This is a genomic window from Streptomyces hilarionis (assembly GCF_024539675.1).
Taxonomy (GTDB): Bacteria; Actinomycetota; Actinomycetes; order Streptomycetales; family Streptomycetaceae; genus Streptomyces; species Streptomyces hilarionis.
In genome coordinates, this window is sequence record NZ_JAHHIT010000034.1 from 1 (window position 1) to 25680 (window position 25680).

The 25680-nt window shown below is 73.4% G+C and carries 21 protein-coding genes and 1 riboswitch; of the genes, 9 read left to right on the forward strand and 12 right to left on the reverse strand.

Features of this window, described 5'->3' with window-relative positions; translation table 11 throughout:
• Positions 1–181: 181 nt before the first annotated feature.
• Positions 182–1138 carry an IS481 family transposase gene (locus KMS84_RS05010; protein ID WP_256914801.1) on the forward strand — a complete coding sequence of 319 codons (957 nt, stop codon included), beginning with the start codon at positions 182–184 and terminating at the stop codon, positions 1136–1138.
• On the opposite strand, the gene KMS84_RS05015 is transcribed toward KMS84_RS05010, so the two are convergent.
• The 5 genes from KMS84_RS05015 to KMS84_RS05035 form a co-directional block, all read right to left on the reverse strand.
• On the reverse strand, positions 1135–1713 hold the full coding sequence (locus KMS84_RS05015; protein ID WP_256914802.1) for a 2'-5' RNA ligase family protein: 579 nt from the start codon (positions 1711–1713) through the stop codon (positions 1135–1137). The genes KMS84_RS05010 and KMS84_RS05015 overlap by 4 nt on opposite strands.
• 200 nt (positions 1714–1913) lie before the next feature.
• Positions 1914–2927, reverse strand: a complete 1014-nt coding sequence (gene trpS / locus KMS84_RS05020; protein ID WP_256914803.1) for a tryptophan--tRNA ligase — start codon at positions 2925–2927, stop codon at positions 1914–1916.
• A gap of 82 nt (positions 2928–3009) precedes the next feature.
• Positions 3010–4464, reverse strand: coding sequence for a glycine hydroxymethyltransferase (locus tag KMS84_RS05025; protein WP_256914804.1), 1455 nt, complete (start codon positions 4462–4464; stop codon positions 3010–3012).
• A 31-nt stretch (positions 4465–4495) separates the two neighbouring features.
• Positions 4496–4586: riboswitch (ZMP/ZTP riboswitch) on the reverse strand.
• A gap of 19 nt (positions 4587–4605) precedes the next feature.
• Positions 4606–5793: a glutathionylspermidine synthase family protein gene (locus KMS84_RS05030; RefSeq protein WP_256914805.1), complete on the reverse strand. Its 1188-nt coding sequence runs from the start codon at positions 5791–5793 to the stop codon at positions 4606–4608.
• 65 nt (positions 5794–5858) lie between these two features.
• A complete protein-coding gene (locus KMS84_RS05035; RefSeq protein WP_256914806.1) occupies positions 5859–6209 on the reverse strand; it encodes a hypothetical protein in 351 nt (116 codons plus the stop codon).
• A gap of 131 nt (positions 6210–6340) precedes the next feature.
• Between KMS84_RS05035 and KMS84_RS05040 the strand changes: the two genes are divergently transcribed.
• The 7 genes from KMS84_RS05040 to KMS84_RS05070 all read left to right on the forward strand — a co-directional run bounded on the left by KMS84_RS05040 (position 6341) and on the right by KMS84_RS05070 (position 15511).
• Positions 6341–7189: a DMT family protein gene (locus tag KMS84_RS05040; protein WP_256914835.1), complete on the forward strand. Its 849-nt coding sequence runs from the start codon at positions 6341–6343 to the stop codon at positions 7187–7189.
• Between the two features lie 215 nt (positions 7190–7404).
• Positions 7405–7983, forward strand: coding sequence for an antibiotic biosynthesis monooxygenase (locus tag KMS84_RS05045; protein WP_256914807.1), 579 nt, complete (start codon positions 7405–7407; stop codon positions 7981–7983).
• Positions 7984–8014: 31 nt separating this feature from the next.
• Complete coding sequence (gene pabB, locus KMS84_RS05050) at positions 8015–10315, forward strand: aminodeoxychorismate synthase component I (protein WP_256914808.1); 2301 nt, start codon at positions 8015–8017, stop codon at positions 10313–10315.
• Positions 10312–11886, forward strand: a complete 1575-nt coding sequence (locus KMS84_RS05055) for a benzoate-CoA ligase family protein (RefSeq protein WP_256914809.1) — start codon at positions 10312–10314, stop codon at positions 11884–11886. Before pabB ends, KMS84_RS05055 begins: the two co-directional genes overlap by 4 nt.
• Before the next feature lie 50 nt (positions 11887–11936).
• On the forward strand, positions 11937–13505 hold the full coding sequence (locus tag KMS84_RS05060) for a class I adenylate-forming enzyme family protein (protein ID WP_256914810.1): 1569 nt from the start codon (positions 11937–11939) through the stop codon (positions 13503–13505).
• Positions 13502–14692 carry an FAD-dependent monooxygenase gene (locus tag KMS84_RS05065; protein ID WP_256914811.1) on the forward strand — a complete coding sequence of 397 codons (1191 nt, stop codon included), beginning with the start codon at positions 13502–13504 and terminating at the stop codon, positions 14690–14692. Before KMS84_RS05060 ends, KMS84_RS05065 begins: the two co-directional genes overlap by 4 nt.
• A gap of 12 nt (positions 14693–14704) precedes the next feature.
• Entirely contained in the window at positions 14705–15511 is an 807-nt protein-coding gene (locus KMS84_RS05070; RefSeq protein WP_256914812.1) for an aminotransferase class IV, read from the forward strand.
• A 233-nt stretch (positions 15512–15744) separates the two neighbouring features.
• Here KMS84_RS05070 and KMS84_RS05075 read toward each other — a convergent pair whose 3' ends face one another.
• Entirely contained in the window at positions 15745–16230 is a 486-nt protein-coding gene (locus KMS84_RS05075; RefSeq protein WP_256914813.1) for a carboxymuconolactone decarboxylase family protein, read from the reverse strand.
• 32 nt (positions 16231–16262) lie between these two features.
• Entirely contained in the window at positions 16263–17690 is a 1428-nt protein-coding gene (gene pdxR / locus KMS84_RS05080; protein ID WP_256914814.1) for a MocR-like pyridoxine biosynthesis transcription factor PdxR, read from the reverse strand.
• A gap of 46 nt (positions 17691–17736) precedes the next feature.
• On the opposite strand from pdxR, the gene KMS84_RS05085 reads away from it, so the two are divergent.
• Positions 17737–18273 (forward strand): carboxymuconolactone decarboxylase family protein, encoded by a 537-nt coding sequence (locus KMS84_RS05085; protein WP_256914815.1) that lies wholly within the window; start codon positions 17737–17739, stop codon positions 18271–18273.
• A gap of 227 nt (positions 18274–18500) precedes the next feature.
• Here KMS84_RS05085 and KMS84_RS05090 read toward each other — a convergent pair whose 3' ends face one another.
• The 5 genes from KMS84_RS05090 to KMS84_RS05110 form a co-directional block, all read right to left on the reverse strand.
• Positions 18501–19457, reverse strand: a complete 957-nt coding sequence (locus KMS84_RS05090) for an ABC transporter substrate-binding protein (protein WP_256914816.1) — start codon at positions 19455–19457, stop codon at positions 18501–18503.
• Position 19458: 1 nt separating this feature from the next.
• Complete coding sequence (locus KMS84_RS05095; RefSeq protein WP_256914817.1) at positions 19459–21417, reverse strand: ABC transporter permease; 1959 nt, start codon at positions 21415–21417, stop codon at positions 19459–19461.
• Position 21418: 1 nt separating this feature from the next.
• Positions 21419–22510, reverse strand: coding sequence for a quaternary amine ABC transporter ATP-binding protein (locus KMS84_RS05100; protein WP_256914819.1), 1092 nt, complete (start codon positions 22508–22510; stop codon positions 21419–21421).
• Positions 22510–24039, reverse strand: coding sequence for a GMC family oxidoreductase (locus KMS84_RS05105; RefSeq protein WP_256914820.1), 1530 nt, complete (start codon positions 24037–24039; stop codon positions 22510–22512). The genes KMS84_RS05100 and KMS84_RS05105 overlap by 1 nt, the downstream gene beginning before the upstream one ends.
• Positions 24040–24116: 77 nt before the next feature.
• Positions 24117–25646: an aldehyde dehydrogenase family protein gene (locus KMS84_RS05110; protein WP_256914821.1), complete on the reverse strand. Its 1530-nt coding sequence runs from the start codon at positions 25644–25646 to the stop codon at positions 24117–24119.
• Positions 25647–25680: the final 34 nt, after the last annotated feature.

A 25680-nucleotide genomic window follows, 5' to 3' on the forward strand; every position in this document is an offset into this window, starting at 1 on the left:
CCTTGCGATCGCACGCACCAGACGCCGCCGGGCCCGCCCTCCGGGCGGACGACGCTACTTTCGAAACACGCCCTAGCTGTATTGATCACGAGCGTTGTTGACACTCGGTAGGTCTTGATCATGGCGAAGACCTCCGGTGTGGTGGAGGTGTCTAGGCTCCACACCACGCACGGAGGTCTTCGTGCCCCACCGTAATGCCCGGCTGACCGTTCACGGCAGGCGGATCCTCATCGAGCGTGTTCTGTCCGGGCGTCCGGTCGCGCACGTCGCCGCGGAGATGGGGATATCCCGGCCCACGGCCCACAAATGGGTTCGCCGCTGGCAGGCCGAAGGCGATGCAGGACTCCACGATCGTTCCAGCAGGCCACGCACAACCCCGCACCGGACCGCGGCCGCGATGGAAGAGCAGGTCTGCGAGCTGCGGCAGACCCGCAAACTCGGCCCCGCACGGATCGGCCCGATCCTGGGCCTGCCCGCATCGACGGTCCACCGGATCCTGACCCGGCACCGGCTGAACCGCCTGGCCTGGCTGGATCGCCCGACCGGAGTCGTGATCCGCCGCTACGAACGCGAGCGACCCGGCGAACTCATCCATGTCGACGTGAAGAAGCTCGGCCGGATCCCCGACGGCGGCGGCCACAGAACGCTGGGCCGCCAGGCCGGCCGGGCCACCCGCAGCAGCATGGGCTTCGACTACGTCCACTCCGCCGTCGACGACCACTCACGCCTCGCCTACAGCGAGATCCACCCCGACGAGAAGGTCGCGACCTGCGCGGGCTTCCTCACCCGCGCGGCCGCGTTCTTCCACTTACATGGCATCACCCGCATCGAGCGCGTCCTGACCGACAACGCCTGGGCCTATCGAAAGGGCCTGGCCTGGAAAGACGCCCTCAACGAGCTCGGCGCGACCGGCAGGCTCACGCGTGCCTACCGGCCGCAGACCAACGGCAAGGTCGAACGCTTCAATCGCACCCTGCTCGACGAATGGGCCTACCAGCGGCCCTACACCTCGAACACCGAGCGGACCGAAGCCCTGACAGACTTCATCCACACGTACAACCACCATCGCTGCCACACCGCGCTGGACGGACACCCGCCCATCAGCCGCGTCAACAACGCTGCGGGTCAATACACCTAGCGCGTCGGCAGTGAGCCGCGGTCCAGGCGGCCGGCCTGCGGGGGCACCACCGTGCCGCCGAAGGGGTACTCGCGCAGCTTGCGCCAGACGCCGTCGGCGCCCTGTTCGGCGAGGGCGAACCCGGTGCAGGGCCAGGCGGCCTCGTAACCGGCGAGCTCCTCGAACGCCCGGTCCATCGCCGCCTCGTCGATGCCGTGCGCGACGGTGACGTGGGGGTGGTAGGGGAACTGGAGCTCGCGCACCAGGGGCCCGGAGGCGTCCCGGATGCGCTGCTGGAGCCAGGCGCAGGTCTCGGCGCCCTCGACCACCCTCAGGTACACCACCGGCGACAGCGGCCGGAAGGTGCCGGTGCCGGACAGCCGCATCGGGAAGGGCCGGCCGGCCGCGGCGACCGCGGCGAGGTGCGCCTCGACGGCCGGCAGCGCGCCCGCCTCGACCTCGGTCGGCGGCAGCAGCGTGACGTGGGTGGGGATGCCGTGAGCCGCGGCGTCGCCGAAGCCTGTGCGCCGCTCCTGGAGCAGGCTGCCGTGAGGCTCCGGGACCGCGATCGACACGCCGATCGTTACGGTCCCCACGTCTTCTCCTGTCGTTCCGTCGTCATGTCGTCAGGTCGTCGTGTCGTGCCGGCGGGGTGGCGCGCCGGACGCGCACGCGGTCGTACGGCTATCGACTGTACGGCCACGGCTGTGCTCTGGGCAGGCGCAGGGGAAGTGATGTGCAGCGCTCTGCCCGGAGGAACAGGTGTGCGGCGCGCCCCCGGCGCCTCCGCGCGCCGTCAGTGCTTCGCGGGCAGGAAGCCGACCCTCTCGTACGTCCGCGAGAGCGTCTCCGCGGCGACCGCGCGGGCCTTCTCCGCGCCCTTGGCGAGGAGCGAGTCGAGCGTCTCGGGGTCGTCCAGGTACTGCTGCGTGCGGTCCCGGAACGGCGTCACGAAGTCGACGACGACCTCGGCGAGGTCCGTCTTCAGCGCGCCGTACAGCTTGCCCTCGTACTGCCGCTCCAGCTCCGCCACGCCGGTGCCCGTGAGGGTCGAGTAGATGCCCAGCAGGTTGCTGACGCCCGGCTTGTTCTCGGCGTCGTAGCGGATCACCGTGTCGGTGTCCGTGACCGCGCTCCTGACCTTCTTCGCGGTCGCCTTCGGGTCGTCGAGCAGGTTGATCAGGCCCTTCGGCGTGGACGCCGACTTGCTCATCTTGATCGACGGGTCCTGAAGGTCGTAGATCTTGCCCGTCTCCTTCGGGATGTACGGCTTGGGGACCGTGAAGGTGGCGCCGTAGCGGCCGTTGAAGCGCTCGGCGAGGTCGCGGGTGAGCTCGATGTGCTGGCGCTGGTCCTCGCCGACGGGCACCTCGTCGGCCTGGTACAGCAGGATGTCGGCGACCTGGAGGATCGGGTACGTGAACAGGCCGACGCTCGCGCGGTCGGCGCCCTGCCGGGCGGACTTGTCCTTGAACTGCGTCATGCGGCTGGCCTCGCCGAAGCCGGTGAGGCAGTTCATCACCCAGGCGAGCTGGGCGTGCTCGGGGACGTGGCTCTGGACGAACAGCGTGCAGCGCTCGGGGTCGAGCCCGGCCGCGAGGAGCTGCGCGGCGGCCAGCCGCGTGTTCGCGGTGAGCTCCTTCGGGTCCTGCGGGACCGTGATCGCGTGCAGGTCGACGACCATGTAGAACGCGTCGTGGGTCTCCTGGAGGGCCACCCACTGGCGGACGGCGCCGAGGTAGTTGCCGAGGTGGAACGAGCCTGCGGTGGGCTGGATTCCGGAGAGCACGCGGGGTCGGTCTGAGGCCATGCCGACATTGTCGCAGAGGGCGGGGAGCGGCCGGAACGCGTCCCGGGCCGCTCCCCTGCGGGGCGGCCCGGGACCGCGTCGGTCAGCCGAGGTCGATCTCGGGGTACAGCGGGAAGCCCGCCACCAGGTCGGTGGCCCGGCGGGAGATCTCGTCGGCGACCTTCTGGTCCAGGACGTGGGAGGCCTTGGACCGGGCGCCCGACTTCGTGACGCCCGGCTCGGCGGTGGTCAGGACGCGGTCCATCAGGCCCGCCACCTCGTCCATCTCCGCCGTGCCGAGGCCGCGGGTGGTCAGCGCCGGGGTGCCGACGCGGACGCCGGAGGTGTACCAGGCGCCGTTGGGGTCGGCGGGGATCGCGTTGCGGTTGGTGACGATGCCCGAGTCGAGCAGCGCGGCCTCGGCCTGGCGGCCGGTGAGGCCGTAGGAGGAGGCGACGTCGATCAGGTTGAGGTGGTTGTCCGTGCCGCCGGTGACCAGGGTCGCGCCCCGGCGCATCAGGCCCTCGGCCAGCGCGCGGGAGTTGTCCACGATGCGCCGCGCGTAGTCCTGGAAGGACGGCTGCCGGGCCTCGGCGAGGGCGACGGCCTTGGCGGCCATGACGTGCGGGAGCGGGCCGCCGAGGACCATCGGGCAGCCGCGGTCGACCTGGTCCTTGAGGGAGTCGTCGCACAGGACCATGCCGCCGCGCGGGCCGCGCAGCGACTTGTGGGTGGTGGTGGTGACGATCTGGGCGTGCGGGACCGGGTCGAAGTCGCCGGTGAGGACCTTGCCGGCGACCAGGCCCGCGAAGTGGGCCATGTCGACCATGAGGGTCGCGCCGACCTCGTCGGCGATCTCGCGCATGATCCGGAAGTTCACCAGCCGGGGGTACGCCGAGTAGCCCGCGACGATGATCATCGGCTTGAACTCGCGCGCCGAGGTGCGCAGCGCCTCGTAGTCGATCAGGCCGGTCGCCGGGTCGGTGCCGTAGGAGCGCTGGTCGAACATCTTGCCGGAGATGTTCGGGCGGAAGCCGTGGGTGAGGTGGCCGCCGGCGTCCAGGGACATGCCGAGCATGCGCTGGTTGCCGAAGGCCTGGCGCAGCGTGGCCCAGTCGGCGTCGGTGAGGTCGTTGACCTGGCGGGCGCCGGCCTCGGCCAGGAAGGGGGCCTCGACGCGGTCGGCGAGGACGGCCCAGAAGGCGACCAGGTTGGCGTCGATCCCGGAGTGCGGCTGGACGTAGGCGTGGCGGGCGCCGAACAGCTCGCGGGCGTGCTCGGCGGCCAGCGACTCGACGGTGTCGACGTTGCGGCAGCCGGCGTAGAAGCGGCGGCCGACGGTGCCCTCGGCGTACTTGTCGCTGAACCAGTTGCCCATCGCGAGGAGGGTGGCCGGGGAGGCGTAGTTCTCGGAGGCGATCAGCTTGAGCATCTCGCGCTGGTCGTGGACCTCCTGGCCGATGGCGTCGGCGACGCGCGGCTCCACGGCGCGGATCACGTCGAGGGCGGCGCGGAAGGCGGTGGACTCGGTGGACAGGGGTGCGGGATTCTCGGGCATCGGGACCTCCGGACGTGGCGTACGGCGAGTTCGGTTCGGCCCAGGCGCACGGCACTCATGCTGCTCACGGGCCGCTCCCCGATGGTCCGTCCCATCCCAGCGCGCCAGTCACGACCCGCTCGCCAGCCTACCGGGTGCCGGTCAGAGGATCACGTGCGGGACGAAGCGGGCGTACTCGTCGGTGATCAGGCCCGAGGACTCGCGGATGCCGAGGCCGGCGGGCTCCTCGTCCACGACCCACGCGCCGAGGACGACGTGGTTGCCGTCGAAGGAGGGGAGCGGGGCGAGCTGCTGGTAGCAGCAGGGCTCGTCGTCGCGCACGACGGGTGCCGCGCCCTTGTCGTGGATCGTGACGCCGGCGCCCTCGCGGCCCAGCAGGGGCTTGGCGACGTAGCCGGTGGTGGCGGCCAGCTCGCGCGGGCCGTCGAGGTAGGCGGGCAGCAGGTTGGGGTGGCCGGGGTACAGCTCCCACAGGACGGCCAGCAGCGCCTTGTTGCTCAGGAGCATCTTCCAGGCGGGCTCGATCCACATCGTCGTGCCGGTGCCGCCGCCGTTGTCGAGGGTGTCCAGGACGTGTCCGGCGAAGCGGTCGGTGGTGAGCCACTCCCAGGGGTAGAGCTTGAAGCAGCTGCGGATGAAGCGGAGTCCGCCGTCGACGAAGCGGCCGGACAGCGGGTCCCAGCCGATCTCCTCCATCGACGTCCAGTCGGTGTCCAGCCCGGCCTGCTGCGCCGTCTCCTTGAGGTAGGCGACCGTCATGAGGTCCTCGCCGAGTTCGTCGGCAGCGGAGTGCGCGAAGTGCAGCGGGCTGCCCGGCGGCAGCAGGGCGGCCTGTCTGCGCCAGGCGTCGACGAGGCGTTCGTGCAGGGAGTTCCACTGGTCGGCGCCGGGGAAGCGGTCCTCCATCCAGAACCACTGGGGGGAGGCGGCCTCCACCAGGGAGGTGGGCGTGTCGGCGTTGTACTCCAGGAGTTTCGCCGGGCCGGCGCCGTCGTAGTGGAGGTCGAACCTGCCGTAGACGGAGGGGAGTTCGGCGCGCCGCCGCCAGGCCTCGGCGACCGCCGCGGCGACGCGCGGGTCGGTGATGCCGAGGTCGGCGAGGCGGTCGGCGTCGACGAGACGGGCGGCCGCCGCCAGGCACATGGCGTGCAGTTCCTCGACGGTCTCCTCGAGCGCCTCGACCTCGTCGAGGGTGAAGGCGTAGTAGGCGCTCTCGTCCCAGTAGGGGCGCAGCACGCCGTCGGGATGCCGGGTGAGCGGGTAGACGAGCCCCTGCTCCTCGACGATCCGCTGCCAGTCGGGGCGGGGTTCGACGGTGTGGCGTCGCATGGTGACGGTGTCCTCTTCAGCCGCTCGGTCGGGTCGTCCGGGTCGTCCGGCGTCCTGCCGGTCGCTCAGCCGCCCGAGCCGCCCTCGTGGCCGCCGCCGAAGCCGCCGCGGTCGACTCCGCCGCCTGAGCCGCCGCCGCTCGAACCGCCCGAGCCCTTGCCGGACTTGGACAGGGAGCCGCCCCCGACGTAGGAGCCCTTCTTGCTGCCGCCGTAGTACCAGACGGCGTGCGAGGTCGAACCGGACTTGCAGTTCTTGTCGGCGACGACCTTGTAGCCCTTGCCGCGGGTGTAGCTGTCCCGGTCGACGCAGCGCTTGTCCGGGTCGGAGGAGCAGGCGGTGAGGGCCGTGGCCAGCAGGCTCACGCCGCCCAGCACCACCGTGCCCGAACGCAACCGCCGCCGTATGTCCGCCATGTCCGTCTCTCCCCGTGTCGGATCGCCCCTACGGCGATTTCCGGCCGACAGCCTAGACAACCGCGGGGAGGGCGGGCGCGGGCGGGCCGGGGGCGGGCCGCTCGCCTACAGTCCTCCTCGTGCTCTTCGGAATGGTGTGCGCCCTCGGCGCGGCGGTCTGCTTCGGTGCGGCGACGGTGTTGCAGGCGGTGGCGGCGCGGGCGGCCGCCGCCGAGGGAGGCGACGGGCGGGGCCCGGCGGGTGACGCGGCGCTGCTGCTGCGCGCGGTGCGCCAGTGGCGGTACGTGGCGGGCCTGGGGCTGGACGGGCTGGGGTTCGTCTTCCAGATCGTCGCGCTGCGCTCGGTGCCGATCTACGCCGTGGGCGCGGCCCTCGCGTCGAGCCTCGCGGTGACGGCGGTGGTCGCCGCGCGGCTGCTGCACGTGCGGCTGAGCCGGACCGAGTGGGCGGCCGTGGCGGTGGTGTGCGCGGGGCTCGGGATGCTGGGGCTGGCCTCCGGCGCCGAGGGCGACGAGAGCGGGCCGGCGGCCCTGCCCTGGGCGATGCTCGGCGCGGCGGTCGTGGTGCTGCTGCTGGGGCTGGTCGCCGGGCGGCTGCCCGAGCGGGGCCGGGCGCTGACGCTGGGTCTCGGCGCCGGCTGCGGGTTCGGGGTGGTGGAGGTGTCGGTGCGGCTGATCGACTCGCTGTCCCCCGTGGACCTGCTCACCGATCCCGCCCTGTACGCCCTGCTGCTGGGCGGCGGGGCCGCGTTCCTGTTGCTGACCACGGCCCTCCAGCGGGGGTCGGTGACGACGGCGACCGCCGGGATAGTGATCGGGGAGACGATCGGACCGGCGCTGGTCGGGGTGGTGTGGCTGGGGGACCGCACCCGGGAGGGGCTGGCCTGGCTGGCCGTGCTGGGGTTCGCGGTCGCCGTCGCGGGCGCGTTGGCGCTGGCCCGGTTCGGAGAGGCGCCCGAGTCGTCGCCGCCCGCACCGTGACGGGCGGCGCGTGACGGGCGGCCCGTGACCGCGGCCGTCCGCGCGCCGGTGAACCGGCCGCACGGGCGGCCCTTTTCTTTTCGGCCCCTTTCGTACAGCCGGCCGAACCTTCGCGTGACGAGCCCTGCCCAAAGCCGCTTTTGGGACAGTCCGCACAGTTGCACGGGTTTGAAGATCCTGTGAACGCAAGCGCTCTCTCCCGCGTACTCGTCGGTGTGACCAGTAATCCCGTCACCGTCACCGCCGCATATCGAGTGGTGCCGGGCCGAGAGGCCGACTTCCATTCCTGGGGGTGGGCCATGCTGGGCGCGAGCGCGCAGCAACCCGGTTTTCTGGGAGGGGGTGTCCTTGTCGACGGAGAGGCGGAATGGCATGTGGTCTATCGCTTCGAAAGCGACGGGACGGCCCGTGCCTGGGAGGACTCGACGGCCAAGGTGCGGTGGGACGAACAAGCGCTGGGCATCGCCCGGCAGACCGACCGCAGGAGCGTGCCGGGCTCCAAGGCCTGGTTCGACTCCCAGACCCTCGCGCCGAGGACGCCGGCCCCGCCGTCCAAGTGGAAACTGTGGTTCGTGAATATGAGCGCGGTTTTCCCACCGGTGCTCCTTTTCAATCTGATCGCCCTCCCCTATCTCGGCGGACTGAATCCGATTGTTCGCACCCTGGTGCTCTGCCTGTGTGTGACGGCCCTTGTCACCTGGATTCTCATGCCCCGCCTTCAGCGTTTCTTCAAGAAATGGCTGTATCCACCGCTCCAGGCGCTGCGCGGACGGCATAAACGCCGCACCGCGTGAGCCGAATGAACGACCCTAGGGAGGTGGGCGGGTGAAGACCCTGCTCATCGACAATTACGACTCGTACACGTACAACCTGTTCCAGCTGATCGCCGAGGTGAACGGCGAGGAGCCGGTGGTGGTCCTCAACGACGCCCCCGCGGACGCCGTCGTGGACCTCGCGGCCTTCGACAACGTGGTGGTGTCCCCCGGACCCGGGCACCCCTCGCGAGCTCGGGACTTCGGCATCAGCGCCCGGGTGCTCGCCGAGGCCCCGGTGCCGGTGCTCGGCGTCTGCCTCGGCCACCAGGGCATCGCACACGGGGAGGGCGCCCGGGTGGCCGCCGCGCCCGAGCCGCGGCACGGTCATCTGTCCAGCGTCCGCCACGACGGGCGGGACCTGTTCCAGGGGCTGCCGCAGAACTTCACCGCGGTCCGCTACCACTCGCTGGCCGTGCGCGAGCCGCTGCCCGACTCGCTGGAGGCCACGGCCTGGGCGGAGGACGGCGTCCTGATGGGGCTGAGGCACCGCGAACGGCCCCTGTGGGGCGTGCAGTTCCATCCCGAGTCGGTGCTGACCGAGTACGGCCACCGGATGCTCGTCAACTTCCGCAACCTGACGGCCGAGCGGGCCCGCAGGCCGCGCACCAAGAACACGGCGGTGCCCTCGCCGACGGCCTTCCCGCGCACCTCCCCGGTCCCCCGGCCCCGCCGTCCCGCCCACCGCCTGCACACCCGCCGCATCGCCGAGGCGATCGACGCGCAGGCCGCGTTCACGCGGCTGTACGCCGAATCGCCGCGGGCGTTCTGGCTGGACAGCTCGCGGGTGGAGGAGGGGCTCTCGCGGTTCTCGTTCCTCGGCGACGACAGCGGGCCGCTCGCCGAGTTCGTCCGCTACGACGTCGAAGCCGGCCGCTGCGAGATCGAGCGCGCCGGGCGGCCCACGCGCAAGGTCGGGGCGAGCGTCTTCGACTACCTCAAGCGGCAGCTGGCCGCCCGCCGGGTGGACGCCACCGGGCTGCCGTTCGACTTCACCGGCGGGTACGTCGGCTACTTCGGCTACGAGACGAAGGCCGACTGCGGCTCCCCCAACCGGCACCGCTCCCCCACCCCGGACGCCTGCTGGCTGTTCGCCGACCGGCTCGTCGCGGTGGACCACCAGGAGGGGTACACCTACGCCGTCTGCGTGGCCGAGGACACCCCGCAGGCCGGGCGGGAGGCCGCGGACTGGCTGGAGAGCACCCTGAGCGCGCTGGCCGCGCTGCCGGCCGAGCCCGCCCGTGCCCGCCGCGCCCCGCGGGCCGCGGCCCCGGCCCAGCGGGCCGCCGCCCCGACCGGCCTCGCCGGCCGGACCACGCTGCTCGCCTCCGCCGCGGCCGCGCTCACCGCCCTCACCGGCCCTCGCGGCGCGGAGCAGCGCCCCGTCGCCGCCCCGGTCCCGTCCGGACCCGACGCCCCGGACGCGCTCAGGGGGGCCGAACCGTGGCTGGTGCGCGACCGGGAGACCTACCTCGCGGACATCGCGGCCTGCCGGCGGGAGCTCGTCGCGGGCACCAGCTACGAGATCTGCCTGACCGACGCGGCGCGTTTACCCGCACCGGACGACGCGTACGCCTTCTACCGGGCGCTGCGCCGCGTCAACCCCGCCCCCTACGCGGCCTTCCTCAGGTTCGGCGACCTCGACGTGGCCTGCTCCTCGCCGGAGCGCTTCCTGCGGATCACCCGGGACGGCGTCGCCGAGGCCAAGCCCATCAAGGGCACCGCGCCGCGCGGCGCCGGGGAGGCGGAGGACGCCCGGCTGCGGGACGCGCTCGCCGCGGACGCCAAGACCCGCGCCGAGAACCTGATGATCGTCGACCTGCTCCGCAACGACCTCGGACGGGTGTGCCGTACCGGCACCGTGCGGGTCTCCCGGCTCATGGCGACCGAGACGTACGCGACCGTGCACCAGCTCGTCTCCACCGTCGAGGGACGGCTGCGCGAGGGCGTGGACGCGGTGGACTGCGTGCGCGCCTGCTTCCCCGGCGGCTCGATGACGGGCGCGCCCAAGCTGCGCACGATGGAGATCATCGACGAGCTGGAGACCGAGGCCCGCGGCGTGTACGCGGGAGCCCTCGGCTACCTGGGATGCAGCGGCGGCGCGGACCTCAACATCGTCATCCGCACCGCCGTCATGGCCGACGGTGAGCTGCGGCTGGGGGCCGGGGGCGCGATCGTCCTGGACTCGGATCCGGCCGCGGAGTACGACGAGATGCTGCTGAAGACGGCCGCGCAGATGCACGCCCTGCGCGAGCCCGCCGCGGACGCCGACCCGGGGCCCGTCGCCGCCGCCGGGAAGCGGGCCGCGCGATGACGGCCTCGCGCACGCCCGGGGCCGGCCCGGTCGTCACCCCCGTCGCGGGGGTGCCGCGGCCGAGGGCGGTCGCCGACGACTCCACCGCCCCCGGCAACGTCGCCGCGTATCTGGCCGCACTCGCCGAGCGGCGCGGGTGGGGCGCGCGGCCGGCGTTCCACGAGGGACACCGGTTCTGGACCCACGGCGAGGTGCACGACCTCGGGGCGCGGGCGGGCCGGGTGCTCGCCGAGCACGGGGTGCGGCCCGGCGACCGGGTGCTCCTGGCGCTGCCCGACGGCATCGCCTGGGTCGCGGCCTTCCTCGGCACGGCCCGGCTCGGGGCGGTGGCCGTCCTGGTCAACCCCGAACTGCCCGCCGCGGACCACGCGTTCATGGCCGAGGACGCGCAGGTCGTGCTGTGCGTGACGGGACCCGGCCTGGAGGATCGTTTCTCCGACCGGGTCCGGCTCGGCGCCGACCAGCTCCTCGCGCTCGCCCCGACGGCCCGGCCGGCCCGCGCCCACCCGGTCGACGCGCACACGCCGCTGTACGTGCAGTACACCTCGGGCACCACGGGCCGGCCGAAAGGGGTCGTGCATACGCACGGCGACCCGAAGACGTACCACGACCTCATCGGCCGGCGGCTGCTGCGCGTCACCGAGGCGGACGTCACCCTGTCGGTGTCGAAGCTGTACTTCGCCTACGGCTTCGGCAACGCCTTCGTCTTCCCGCTCTTCTCCGGCTCCAGCGCCGTGCTGGTGGACCGGCGTCCGTCGCCCGCCGCCGTCGACGAACTCGTCGCCCGGCACCGCGTCACCCTGCTGTACTCGGTGCCCTCGGCGTACGCAGCGCTGGTCGCCGACCGGGGCAGCGGGCACACGGCCTGCTTCGCCTCGGTGCGCGCGGCGGTGTCGGCGGGCGAGGGCCTGCCGGACGACGTCGGGGCCCGGGTCGCCGACCTGCTCGGCGCGCCCGTGCTGGAGCAGATCGGCTCCACCGAGGCAGGCCACGCCTTCTGCGCCAACGGCCTGGGCCACCACCGGCCCGGCACCGTCGGGCGACCCGTGCCCGGCTTCGAGGTGGAGCTGCGCGACCGGGCCGGACGACCGGTGCCCGACGGCGCGGAGGGCGAGATGTGGGTGCGCGGGCCGACGGTGACGCGCGGCTACCTGAACCGGCCCGAGGAGACCGAGCGGACCCTGGCCGGCGGCTGGCTGGCCACCCACGACCGGGCCCGCCGCGAACCGGACGGCGCCTACCGCCATCTGGGCCGCGCCGACGACATGGAGATGGCCGGCGGGATCACCGTCTCCCCGCTGGAGGTGGAGGCCGTCCTGCGGGCCCATCCGGCGGTGCGGGAGGTCGCGGTCGCCGCGGTCCCGGACGCGGGGGGCTCCGGCAGGCTGCGCGCCTTCGTCGTGCCCGCCGGCGCCGTCTCCGCCGCCGCCCTGGAGGCGGAGCTCGTCGCCCTGGCGCGGGACCGCCTCGCCGCCTTCAAGGTGCCCAGAAGCGTCTCCTGCGTGACGTCCCTGCCGCGCACCGCCACCGGAAAGCTCCGGCGCCACCTGGTCCGCCGGGGCGCGTGGTGACCGTGCCGGGGGCCCCGTCGTCCGAGCGTCCGTCCGAGAGGAACAGCCACATGTCGCAGCACCCCCTGCTCGCCGGCCGCGGGTTCTACCTGGGCCCGCTGTTCCGGCGGGCCGCCGACCGGCACGGAGCCGTCTTCGTCACCCTGGACCGGCCGCTGGACACCCACCCCTCGCTGGGCGTCCACCTGGACTACCGGACGCTGGCCGACCTGGTGGAGGAGCTGTCGGGCCGGCTGTGGGCGGCCGGGGTACGGCCCGCGGAGCGGGTGGCCGTCCACAAGACGGACAACGTCGACATCATGCTGCTGACCTGCGCGATATCCCGGATCGGCGCGGTGCCCGCGCTGCTCTCCCCCGGCCTGGCCCCGGCGGTCGTGGCGCAGTTGCTCGAACGCCTCGACCGGCCCTGGCTGATCACCGACCGGGCCAGGCTGGAGGGGCCGCTGCGCGGGCTCGCCCCGTCCGTGCGGCGGATCCTGTCCGTGGACGACGCGCCCGGCGCCGAGACGCTGGGGCGGTACGCCGGCGCGGAACCGCCCACGCCCGTGCGGCCGAACCCGCGAGAACCCGCCCTCATCACCCACAGCTCGGGCACCACCGGCGTGCCCAAGCTGGCCGTGCACTGCCCGCACGCGATGTGGAACCGGCTCGTGCCGCAGCAGGCGATGGGCTGGCCCACCCGCCGTGAGACGGCCGCGCTGCACATGTCGTTCGTGCACTCGCGCTTCTACCACCTGCTCGGCGTGCTGCTGCGGTTCGGCAGCCCGCTCGTGCTGATCACCGACCCGGACCCGGCGGCCGTCGGACCGCTGCTGGCCCGCCACCGCCCCGGCATCGTCGAGACCCATCCCAACACCTTCGTGCTGTGGGAGGAGCTGGCCGACGCGCCCGGCGCCCCGCTGTCCCGGGTGACGTCGTACGGCTCCACGTTCGACGCGATCCACCCGCGCACGGTGCGCCGGCTCCTGGACGCGTCGACGCGCCGCGCGCCCCGGCTGATCCAGCTGTACGGGCAGAGCGAGACCGGTCCGGTCGCCTTCCGGTGGTTCACGCGGCGCAGCGCCGGGCGCGCGGACGGCCGCCGGGTCGGCATCGGCATCCCCGGCTTCACCCGGGTGCGGATCACCGACGCCGAGGGACGGCGGGTGCCGCCGGGCACGCCCGGCCGGATCGAGGCCCGCACCCGGGGACGCGTCCTCACCTACCTCGGCGCGCACGAGCAGTACGAGCGCCAGCTCGACGGCGGCTGGTGGCAGATGGGCGACCTGGGCTGCGTGAGCCGGCTGGGCGCGCTGCGTCTGATCGACCGCGAGGCCGACCGGATCGACGCGGTGCACAGCAACCTGGAGATCGAGGACGCCCTGATGGAGCGGCTGGAGGAACTGCGCGAGGTGGTCGTCGTGGCCGGCGCGGACCGGGAACCGGTGCCGGTGGTGTGCGTGCGCGGCGAGCGGCCCCTCGACCCGGAGCGCTGGCGGGCGGCCACGGCCGACCTGCCCGCGATGGCCGAGCCCCGGCAGTGGCGGTTCGAGGAGCTGCCGATGACGGCGACCTGGAAGGTCAAGCGGGTGGAGATCACCCGCATGCTGGCCGCGAGGCCCTCGGGCGGGCGCGCGTGAACCCGGTCGTCGTCGTGGGCGCGGGCCCCGTCGGGCTGTCGGCGGCGCTCGCCCTGCGCGGGCACGGACTGCCGGTGCTGCTGCTGGAGGCGGACGCCGAGGACCGCGCGCGGCCGGGCAGCCGCGCCCTGTTCGTGCACCGCGAGACGCTCCGGCTGCTCGACGGGATGCGGCCGGGCCTCGCCGCGCAGATCACGGCCTTCGGCCGGACCTGGCGCACCCGGCGGACCCTGTACCGCGGGCGTGAGGTGTACGCGCGCACCGTCCCGCCGCCCTCCGGCCCCCGCCCCGCGCTCCCGCCGTTCACCAGCCTGCGCCAGGCGGACACCGAGCGGTTCCTGCGCGGCGCCTGCGAGCGGGCCGGGGTCGCCTTCGAGTGGGGCGCGCGGGTGAACGGCGTGAGCGCCGCGCCGGGCGGGGTCGTGCTGAGCGGCGAGGACGGGCGGGAGTGGCGCGCCGGGCACGTCATCGCCGCCGACGGGGCCCGTTCGGCGGTGCGGCGCGCCCTGGGCATCGCCATGGAGGGCGTCCGGGGCGAGGGCTTCCACACGGTCGTGGACGTGGCCGACGTGCCGGGCGGCGAGCTGCCGCTGGAGCGGGTCTTCCACTACGAGCATCCGGGGGTGGGCGGCCGCAGCGTGATGCGGGTGCCGTTCACCGGGGGCTTCCAGGTCGATCTTCAGTGCCGCGACGACGACGCGCAGGAGGCGTTCGGCACCGAGGAGGCGGTGCGGCGCTGGCTCCCGGCGGTCGTCGGCGAGGGGTACGCCGACCGGATCCTGTGGGTGTCGACCTACCGTTTCCAGCGTCTGGTCGCCGACTCGTTCACGGACGCCCACCGGCGGGTGCTGCTCGTCGGCGAGGCGGCGCACCTCTTCCCGCCGTTCGGCGCGCGCGGCATGAACAGCGGGATCGCCGACGCCGCCGCGGCCGCCGCGGCCGTCGCGACCGGCACCGCGGGGGCCGTCGGGGCGTTCGCCGAGGCGCGGCGCGCGGCGGGGCTGTTCAACAGCGCCGCCGCGGGGAGCGCGCTGGAGCATCTGCGGCCGCGCAGCCGGAGCGTGCGGTTGCGGCAGCGGGCGGCGGCCGCGCTCGCGCCCGTGCTGCCGTCGTGCGGGTCGTGGCTGGAGCACGCGCCGTACGGGCCGCGCGGCGGGGCCCCCGCGGCAGCGGGCGGAAAGTACTGAGAGGAGCGGACGATGACACGGCACGCAGTTCTGGAGGAGTCGCTGGCCTGGACGCCGGCCAGGGGTCTGACGCCCCGCTGCGGCGACGGTGGCGGACGGCTGCTGGTCGCGGACTCGTGGCTGGTGCGCGAGGGCCGGGTGCGCGGCCTGGAGCGGCACCGGGAGCGGTTCCTGCGGGCCTGCGGCGAGTGCAGCGGGCCGCCGCTGCGCCGGCTGCTGGAGTTCTGGCGGGACGCGGCGGCCGCGCTGCCGCGCACCGGTGAGTGGTTCCCGCGCGTGGAACTCGCCGCGGGGTCGCTGGAGTTGCGGCTGCTGCTGCGGCCGGCGCCGCCGCTGGAGCCGGACGTGCGGGTGTGGGCGGCGGGCCAGCCGGACCCGCGGACCAGGCCGCGCCGCAAGGGGCCCGACCTGGACGCGCTGGCCCGGGTGCGCCGCCGGGCGTCCGAGGAGGGGGCGTCGGAGGCGGTGCTGGTCGCGCCGTCGGGCGCGGTGCTGGAGGCGGCGACCGCCAGCGTCGTGTGGTGGGAGGGCGACGCGCTGTGTCTGCCCCCGCCCCGGCTGCCGGTGCTGCCCGGGGTGACGGTCGGCCTGCTCCAGGAACGGGCGCACCGGCTCGGGATCCGGGTCGTCCACCGCGAGCGGGCGCTGGCCGAGTTGCACGACCGGGAGGTGTGGCTGGTGAACGCCCTGCACGGGATCCGGCCCGTCACGGGCTGGGCGGGCGGGACGGTCGGGACGGTCGGTTCCGCGCCCGCCGTGCGGGCCCCGGAATGGCGCCGGTGGCTGGAGTCCCTGGGCGAACCGATCTCCCGCGCCTGAGAGGCACGGGCGGGTCCGGGTCCCGGGCGGGTACGGGTACGGGTAGCGCGGCGTGCCGGCGTCGCAGAGCACCGATATCGCCGAGTACGGGTATTTTCGAGTGCAGACATTGCCGAGTCCGGATATTGCCGAGTCCGGATATTACCGAGTAGAGGTGTCGCCGAAAAGAGGGGGAACGCGGGAACGGGCATCGGCCGATTTCACCGATGCCCGCGCCTTTCGTTTTTCCGCGTTTATTTTCCGGCGGGCTGATAGGCGCCCGGCGTCATGCGTGTCGCGATGGCGATCCGGTTGTAGGCGTTGATGACGGTGGCCGCCCAGATCAGCGCCGCCAGCTGCGCGTCGTCGAAGACCTCCGCCGCCTGCGCGTAGACCGCGTCCGGCACCTGCCCGTCGTGCACCAGGGTCACGGCCTCGGTCAACGCCAGTGCGGCCCGCTCCCGTTCGGAGAAGAAAGGGGTCTCCCGCCAGGCGTTCAGCGCGTACAGGCGCTGCTCGCTCTCGCCCTGGGCGCGGGCGTCCTTGGTGTGCATGTCGAGGCAGAAGGCGCAGCCGTTGAGCTGCGAGGCGCGGGTCCTGACCAGTTCCAGTATCTCCGGCTCGACCTTCGCCTCCCGCGCCGCGGAAACGGCGGCGGCGTGCAGGGAGCCCATCGCGGCGGATACTTCGGGGGTGGCCTTCTTGAGGGCGACACGGGACACGGAATTACTGTTCGTCATGGTGGGACTGTATCCGGGAAAATGCAGGAAATCTATCCGGGAAAGGGAATTCCGGAGCCGTTCTCGCCGAAAGGAAGCACCGCGCACAACGCCTCCAGCGCGCCCGACCAGGCGTGGTCCGGCGGCGTCCCGTATCCCACGACCAGGGCGTCGAGGGGCTCGGCGACCGCGTCGGCGTGCCGGTAGCGGGGGGTGAGGGCGTCGAGGGCCAGACCCTGGTGGGCGGCGGCCCGCAGCACCGGCCCCACCGTGCCGGGCGGCAGCCGCAGGACGGCGTGCAGACCGGCCGCGATGCCGGTGACGCGGATCGCCGGGGCGCGGACGGCCAGCGCCGCGACCAGCGCGTCACGACGGCGGCGGTAGCGCGTGCGGGCGGCCCGGACATGGCGGTCGTACGCGCCGGACGCGATGAACTCGGCCAGGGTCAGCTGGTCGAGGACCCCGGAGGTGTCCATCTCGCCCTTGGCCGCCGTCACCTCCCCGACCAGGCCCGCCGGCAGCACCATCCAGCCCAGCCGCAGGCCGGGGGCGAGGGACTTGCTCGCCGTGCCCAGATAGACCACGTGGTCGGGGTCGAGGCCCTGGAGGGCGCCGACGGGCTGGCGGTCGTAGCGGAACTCGCCGTCGTAGTCGTCCTCGAGGACCAGGCCGCCGGTGCGCCGGGCCCAGTCCACGGCGGCGGCCCGCCGGTCGGGGTGCAGGGGAACGCCCATCGGGAACTGGTGGGCGGGGGTGAGCAGGACCGCGCCCGCGTCCGTCAGCCGGCCGGTGTCCGTGCCGCGTTCGTCGAAGGGCAGCGCGGCCGTCGTCAGCCCGGCGCCCGTCAGCAGCCGCCAGTGCTCGTCCAGGCCGTAGGACTCGACGGCGACCGTGCGCGCCCCGCGGCCCCGCAGGGCCGCGCACAGCAGTCTCAGCCCGTGCGCGAACCCGGCGCACACCACGATGCGCCCGGGGTCGGCGCGCACCCCGCGGACCCGGGCGAGGTAGCCGGCCAGCGCGGTGCGCAGTTCCGGCCGCCCGCGCGGGTCGCCGTAGCCGAGGGCCTCGGAGGGGGCGGCGGCGAGGGCGCGGCGGGCCGCCCGGAGCCACTCGGCGCGCGGGAAGGAGGACAGGTCCGGGGTGCCGGGACGCAGGTCGTGGGCGGGCCCGCGGGGTGCGGGTCGCCCGGACGTGGCGCCGGCGGCGGGCGGGACGACCGTCCGGTCCGCCACCCGGGTGCCCGAGCCCTGGCGGGCGGTCAGCCAGCCCTCGGCGACGAGGTCGGCGTAGGCGTCGGCGACCGTGTTGCGGGCGACGCCCAGGTCGGCGGCGAGGGAGCGGGAGGAGGGCAGGCGGGTGCCGGGCGGGAGCCGGCCGCCGCGGACCGCCTCGCGCAGCGCGTCGGTCAGTCCCCGCCGCAGCCGCGGCCCGGAGGCTTCCAGATGGAGGTCGACGCCCAGAGTGGCCCGCGTTCTCGCCATGGAAATGGACCATACCCCTGGGCCGGACAACTCCTAGAGTCGAGGCATGACGACCGACACACCCACCACGACCAGCACGAACGCAGCCACCGCCGGGGCGCCGGACCGCTACGCCCCCGCCCACACCCCGCGGCTCCACTGGGCCGAGCACGCCCCCGAGGTCTACCAGGCCATGGTCCGGCTGGACGGCGCCGCCCGTAAGGGCCTCGACCCGAAGCTGCTGGAACTGGTGAAGATCCGCGCCTCGCAGATCAACCGCTGCGCGCTCTGCGTCGACATGCACAGCAAGGACGCGCTCGCGGCGGGCGAGAGCGTCGAACGGATCGTCCAGCTCAGCGCGTGGGAGGAGTCCGAGCACTTCTACACGGGTGCGGAGCTCGCCGCGCTGGCGCTGACCGAGGCGGTGACGGTGCTGACGTCGGGGTTCGTGCCCGACGAGGTCTACGAGCGCGCCGCACGGCACTTCGCGGAGCGCGAACTGGCGCAGCTGATCGCCGCGATCACGGTGATCAACGCCTGGAACCGGTTCGGCGTGACCTGCCGGCTGGTGCCGGGCCACTACGCGCCGGGGCAGCACGCGTGAGCCGCGCGAACCTCCTCGACCGGGACCTCGGCCGGGCGAGGTCCGCGCTCGGCGCGGCGGCGCAGCGCGGTCCGGGCGATCCCGGGCGCTGATCGCCGCCGCCGACGGCCGGGACCGGCTGACGGCCGCACGCCGGTGGCGGTCCTCCTCCCCCCGGCCCCGAGGCATGGGGGGAGGAGGACCGCCACCGGCGTCACGTCGCCACCGTCGCGTCGGGGCCGGTCCCGTCAGGACAGCCACGCCTTCCAGGTCGAGGTGTGGCCGTCCACCCACTTCTTCGCCGCGTCCTCGGGCGTGAGCTTCTGGTCGGCGATCATCAGGGACACCTCGTTCTGGTCCTCGGTGGTCCACTTGAACTTCTTCAGGAAGGCCGCCGCCTTGCCGCCGTTCTTCGCGAAGTCGGCGTTGAGGTACTTCTGCAACGGGGTGTGCGGGTAGGCGCAGGCGACCTTCGCCGGGTCCGCGTCGCAGCCCTCCTTGTAGGCGGGCAGCTTCACCTCGGTCATCGGGACCTTCTTGAAGAGCCACTGCGGCGAGTACCAGTAGGTGAGGAAGGGCTTCTTCTCCTTGGCGAACTGCCGCATCTGGGTGATCTGCGCGGCCTCCGAACCGGCGAACACGACCTGGTAGTCGAGGTTCAGGTTCTTCACCAGCGCCTTGTCGTTGGTGACGTAGGAGGGCGAGCCGTCCATGAGCTGGCCCTTGCCGCCGCTCTCCGCGGTGCGCAGCTGGGACGCGTACTTGTTGAGGTTCTTCCAGTTCGTGACGTCCGGGTGCTGCTTGGCGAAGTACGTCGGCACGAACCAGCCGATGTGACCGGTGACGCCGAGACCGCCGCCCGGCGTGATCGTCTTCTTGTCCTTGACGTAGCGCTGCTCCTGGTCGGGGTGGCCCCAGTCCTCCAGGATCGCGTCGACCCGGCCCTGGCTGAGCGCGTCCCAGGCGGGCACCTCGTCGACCTGCACGGTGTCCACGCGGTAGCCCAGCTCGTGTTCCAGGAGGTACTGGGCGACGGCCACGTTGGCCTGGGCGCCCACCCAGGACTGCACGGACAGGGTCAGGGACTTGGCGCCCTGTGCGTTGGCGAACGGCGAGGCCTGCTTCGTCATGTCGGCGGCGCCGCAGCCGGTCAGCAGGAGCAGCGCGGAGGCGCCGGCGACGGTCGCGGTGGTACGGATGCGCATGTCACGCTCCCTTCTTGGCGCGGCGTTCGGTTGGCTGGGTCACCCGGTCGAGCATCAGGCCGAGGCAGACGATGGCCGCGCCGGCCACCAGACCGGTGGCGAGGTCGCCCTGGGCGAGGCCGAAGACGACGTCGTAGCCGAGGGCGCCACCGCCGACCAGGCCGCCGATGATGACGACGGCGAGGACCAGGACCACGCCCTGGTTGAGGGCGAGCAGCAGGGCCGGGCGGGCCAGCGGGAGCTGCACCTGGCGGATCTGCTGGCCGCTGCTCGCGCCGAGCGAGCGGGCCGACTCCAGGGCGGCCGGGTCGACCTGGCGCAGCCCCTGGGTGGTGATGCGCACGACGGCGGGCAGCGCGTAGACGACCGCGGCGGCCACGGCGGGCGCGCGGCCGACGCCGAACAGCGCGACGACCGGGATCAGGTACACGAACTGCGGCATCGTCTGGAAGACGTCGAGGACGGGCCGCAGGAACTGTTCGAAGCGGTCGCTTCGGGCGGCGGCGATACCGGTCGCGAAGCCCAGGACGAGGGTGACGGCGACCGCGGCGAGGACCTGCGAGAGCGTGTCGAGCGAGGGCTTCCACACGCCGAGCACGCCGATCGCGGCCATGGCGAGGACGGCGGTGAGCGCGGTCCGCCAGGTGCCGATGACCCAGGCGAGCGCGGCGACGATCAGCAGGACCGACCACCAGGGCAGGGCCTGGAGGCCGTCGCGCAGCGGGTCGAGGACCCAGGTGGTGAAGTGTCCGGCCCAGTCGGCGGTGCCGCCGATCACGGGGACGCCGGAGTAGAGGTGGTCGGTCATCCAGTCGACGGCCCGGTTGACCGGCTCGGCGATGTTCAGCGTCCAGGAGCCGGGCCAGTCGAGGCGGCCGGCGAACCGGCCGACGAGCGCCACGGCCACGGCGGCGGCGAGCGCGTACGCCCAGCCGGCGCGCCGGGACGGGCCGGTGGGCGCGCCGAGGTCGCCCGCGCCGTCGCCGGCCGCGCCGGTGACCCGGTCCAGGACGACGGCGAGGAGGACGATCGGGATGCCCGCGGCGAGGGCGGCGCCGACGTCGACCGAGGCGAGCGCCTGGTAGACGCGGTCACCGAGGCCGCCGGCGCCGATCACGGAGGCTATGACCGCCATGGACAGCGCCATCATGATCGTCTGGTTGAGGCCGAGCAGGAGCTCCTTGCGGGCCAGCGGGATGCGCGCGGTCAGCAGGCGCTGGCGGGAGGTGGCCCCCAGCGACTCGACGGCCTCCAGCACTTCCTTGTCGGCGCCGCGCAGGCCGAGGGCGGTGAGCCGGGCCATGGGCGGGGCGGCGTAGACGACGGTGGCGAGGACGGCCGCGGGCACGCCGATGCCGAACACCAGGACCACCGGGAGGAGGTAGGCGAAGGCGGGCAGCACCTGCATGGTGTCCAGGACGGGGCGCAGGATGCGGTCCATCCGGTCCGACAGTCCGGCGGCCAGGCCGAGCAGGGCGCCGACGGCGACCGACACGAGGACCGCGACGACCATCAGCGCGAGCGTCTGCATGGTCGGGATCCACATGCCGAGCAGGCCGCAGGTCAGGAAGGCGGCGGCGGTGCCGAGGCCGAGCCGCACGCCGGCGACCCGCCAGGCGACCAGGGCGGAGACGGCGGTGACGCCGGCCCAGCCGGCGGCGAGCAGGACGACGTAGACGGCGCGCACGGACAGCACGACGGCGTTGCTGACGTAGCCGAAGCCGTACAGGAACAGCGGGTGGCTGTCGCGGTTGTCGATGATCCAGTCGCTGACCCTGCCCAGGGGCTGGGTGAGGTCGACGGTGAGGGCGGCGGGCCAGCTGCCGCTGGCCCACTGGGCGTTGGCGAGCGGCACGAGGACCGCGGCGGCCAGCGCCAGCAGCGCGAGCTTGGCGACCGCGCGGTGTTTGAGGATGCCCGGCAGGGAGACCCGGGGCGCGGGTGCGGTGACGGTAGCCATGTCAGACCGCCTCCTTGCGGAGCTCCGTTCCGGCCACGACGTCGAGGAGCCGTTCGTGGTCGACGACCCCCAGACACCGGCCGTTCTCCACGACGCACGCGGGCTGGTGGCTGCGCGACACGACCTGGATGGCGTCGGCGACGACCGCGTCGGCGGCGATCGCGCCGGGGTGGTCGGGGCCGACGCACTCGCCGGCGCGCATGGCCCGGCGGACCGTCATGACCTGCTCGCGCGGGACGTCGCGGACGAACTCGCGGACGTAGTCGTCGGCGGGCGAGCCGACGATCTCCTCCGGGGTGCCGAGCTGCACGACCTCGCCGTCGCGCATGAGGGCGATGCGGTCGCCGAGCTTGAGGGCCTCGCTCAGGTCGTGGGTGATGAAGACCATCGTGCGGCCCTCTTCCTGGTGCAGGCGCACGACCTCCTCCTGCATGTCGCGCCGGATCAGCGGGTCGAGCGCGCTGAACGGCTCGTCGAACAGCAGGACCTCGGGGTCCACGGCGAGCGCGCGGGCCAGTCCGACGCGCTGGCGCTGGCCGCCGGACAGCTCGCTGGGCCTGCGGTGCTCCATGCCTTCGAGGCCGACCTTCTCGACGACCTCCTGGGCGCGCTCGCGGCGTTCGGACTTGCCGACGCCCTGGATCTCGAGGCCGTAGGCGACGTTGTCGACGACGGTGCGGTGCGGGAGCAGGCCGAAGTGCTGGAAGACCATCGCGGCGCGGTGCCGGCGCAGTTCGCGCAGCCGGGTCTTGTCCATGGCCCGCACGTCCTCGCCCTCGATGGCGATGGTGCCGGCGGTCGGCTCGATCAGCCGGGTCAGACAGCGCACGAGGGTGGACTTGCCGGAGCCGGACAGGCCCATGACGACGAAGACCTCGCCCTTGCGCACGTCGAAGGAGACGTCCCGGACGGCGGCGGTGCAGCCGGTGCGGGCGCGGAGTTCGGCGGGAGGCAGCGAGGTCAGCTCGGGGTCGGCGGGGACGGTCTCGGCCTTCGGGCCGAACACCTTCCACAGGCCGTCCACCGAGAAGACCGGCGGCCGCTCCTCGATCGTCGTGTGCGTGGTCGTGTCGGTTCGGGTGTCGGTACTCATCAGGCATCGCCTCCGATCAGGTCCACGGCCCGTTCGCCGACCATCAGCACTCCGATCATCGGGTTCACGGCTGTCATGGTCGGGAACACGGAGGCGTCCGCGATGCGGATGCCGTCCAGTCCACGGATTCGCAACTGCGGGTCCACTACGGCCAGTTCGTCGTCGGCGGCGCCCATCTTGCAGGTGCCGGCCGGGTGGTACACGGTGTGCGCGACCTTGCGCGCGTACTCGCTCAGCTCCTCGTCGCTCGTGACGTGCGGGCCGGGGGCGACCTCGCGCTTGAGCCAGCCGGCCAGCGGCTCGGTCTTGGCGATCTCGCGCGCGATGCGGATCCCGTCGACGAGGGTGCGGCCGTCGTAGTCGTCCTCGTCGGTGAAGTAGCGGAAGTCGAGGGCGGGCTTGACGGCCGGATCCGCGCTCTGGAGGTACAGCCGGCCGCGGGACTTCGGCTTGGGGATGTTGGGGGTCATCGACACGCCGTGCTCGGGGCGTTCGTAGCCGAGCCGTTCCGGGTTGTCGGTGAAGGGGACCTGGTAGAAGTGGAACATCAGGTCCGGGCCCGCGTGCTCGGGGTCGCGGCGCACGAACAGGCCGGCGTCGGAGTCCATCGCGGAGTTCTCCGGGAGCGGCCCGTGGGTCTCCCAGACGATCACCGACTCGGGGTGGTCGAGGAGGTTCTCGCCGACGCCGGGCAGGTCGTGGACGACGGGTATGCCGAGCGCGTCCAGGTCGCTCTTCGGGCCGATGCCGGAGTGCAGGAGCAGGCGGGGCGTGTCGATCGCGCCCGCGCAGAGGACCACCTCGCGCCGGGCCCGCACGAGGCTCTCGGTGCCGTCCGCGGCGCGCACGTGCACGCCTCGCGCGTGCAGGCCGTCCAGCTCCAGGCGGTGCGCCCAGGTCTCCAGCAGGATCGTCAGGTTGGGCCGCTCGTCCATCACCGGGTGCAGGTAGGCGACCGAGGCGGAGGAGCGCTTGTTGGTCTCGGGGTGGTAGGCGAGGTCGAAGAAGCCGACGCCGTCGTCGAAGGGCTTGGCGTTGAAGCCCTCGACGCGCGGGACTCCGGTCGCCTGCTGGGCGGCGTCGACGAAGTCGCGGGCGATGGCGTTGCGGTCCTTCTCGTCGACCGGGACGATGTTGTTCAGCAGGCGCGCGTAGTAGGCCTCCATGGGGACCGCGCCCCAGCCGGTCGCGCCGGCCGCCTCCCACTCGTCGAAGTCGGACGGCAGCGGCTTGAAGGCGATGAGCGTGTTGTGCGAGGAGCAGCCGCCGAGGACGCGGGCGCGGCTGTGCCGGATGTGGGAGTTGCCGCGCGGCTGCTCGGTGGTCGGGTAGTCGTAGTCGAGTTCGCCGCCGAGCAGGCCCATCCAGCGGCGCAGGGTGAGGACGTCGTCGCGGCCGACGTCGCTGGGGCCGCCCTCGATGACGGCGACGGTGACGTCGGGGTTCTCGGTGAGCCGTGAGGCGATGACGGAACCGGCGGTTCCGCCTCCGACGATCACGTAGTCATAGACGGGTGAGGTCTGTGGCATGGGGGGTACTCCAGGGGCGTGCGAAGTCTGTTCGATGCGAAGGGGGCGGGGTGAGCGGGGTGTCCGGGGCGCGGCGGTCAGCCCGCGAACCAGCGGACCGGCTGCGGCGCGAGGTTCTGGTAGACGTGCTTGGACTCGCGGTACTCGGCCAGTCCGGCGGGCCCGAGTTCGCGGCCCACGCCGCTCTTTCCGAAGCCGCCCCACTCCGCCTGCGGGAGGTAGGGGTGGAAGTCGTTGATCCAGACGGTGCCGTGGCGCAGCCGGCCGGCGACCCGTCGGGCGCGACCGGCGTCGGAGGTCCACACACCGCCCGCGAGCCCGTACTCGGTGTCGTTGGCGAGGGCCACGGCCTCGTCCTCGGTGCGGAAGGTCTCGACGGTGAGGACCGGCCCGAAGACCTCCTCCCGCACGACGCGCATCTCGCGGTGGCAGTGGTCGAGGACGGTGGGCTCGTAGAAGTAGCCGCTCTCCGGGCGTTCCGGGGCGGGGTCGGGGCGTCGGCCGCCGGACCGCAGCACGGCGCCCTCGGCGAGCGCGGAGGCCACGTACTCCTCGGTCTTGGCGCGCTGCTGCTCGGAGACGAGCGGACCGCACTCGACGCCGGCCTCGGTGCCGCGTCCGAGGCGGATCTTCCCGGCGCGGCGGGCGAGTTCGTCGACGAAGCGGTCGCGGACCGACTCCTCGACGATGAGCCGCGAGCCCGCCGAGCAGACCTGGCCGCTGTGGATGAAGGCCGCGTTGAGGGCCTGGTCGACGGCGGTGTCGAAGCCCTCGGGGGTGGCGCAGGCGTCGGCGAAGACCACGTTGGGGTTCTTGCCGCCGAGTTCGAGGGCGACCTTCTTGACGGTCGGGGCGGCCGCCTGCGCGACCTTGACGCCGCTGACGAGGCCGCCGGTGAAGGACACCAGGTCGACGTCGGGGTGTTCGGCGAACCGGGCGCCGACCGAGTGGCCGGGGCCGGTGACGATGTTGGCGACGCCGGCGGGCAGCCCGGCCTCGGCGAGCAGGTCGATGAGGGCGATCGTGGTCAGCGGGGTGATCTCGCTCGGCTTCACGACGAACGTGTTGCCGGCGGCGAGGGCGGGCGCGATCTTCCAGCTCGCCTGGAGGAGCGGGTAGTTCCAGGGGGTGATCAGCGCGCACACGCCGATGGGCTCGTGGACGACGACGCTGTGGACGTCGGCCGAGCCCGCGTCCACGACCCGGCCCGGCGCCTCGGCGGCGACGAGGCCGGCGAAGTAGCGGAAGGCGTCGGCGACGCAGTCGATGTCCACCCGGCCCTCTTCGAGGGTCTTGCCCGCGTCACGGCTCTCCAGCAGGCCGAGCCGTTCGCGGTCGCGTATGAGGAGGTCGGCGACGCGGCGCAGCAGCGCGGCGCGTTCGACGGCCGGCGTGCGCGGCCAGTCGCCCTCGTCGAAGGCGGCGCGGGCGGCCGCGATGGCCAGGTCGGCGTCCTTCTCGTCGCCCTCGGCGACCACCGCGAAGGGGCGGCCGTCCGCTGGGTCGAGGATCTCCCGGGTGGCTCCGGAGGCGGCGGTCAGCCACTCGCCGCCCGCGTGAATCGTCCGGCACTCCCGCTGTTCCGTCTGTTCCGTCGTGTCGGCCATGATCGGTGTTGCCTTCCGTTCCTGTTCAGTCCCC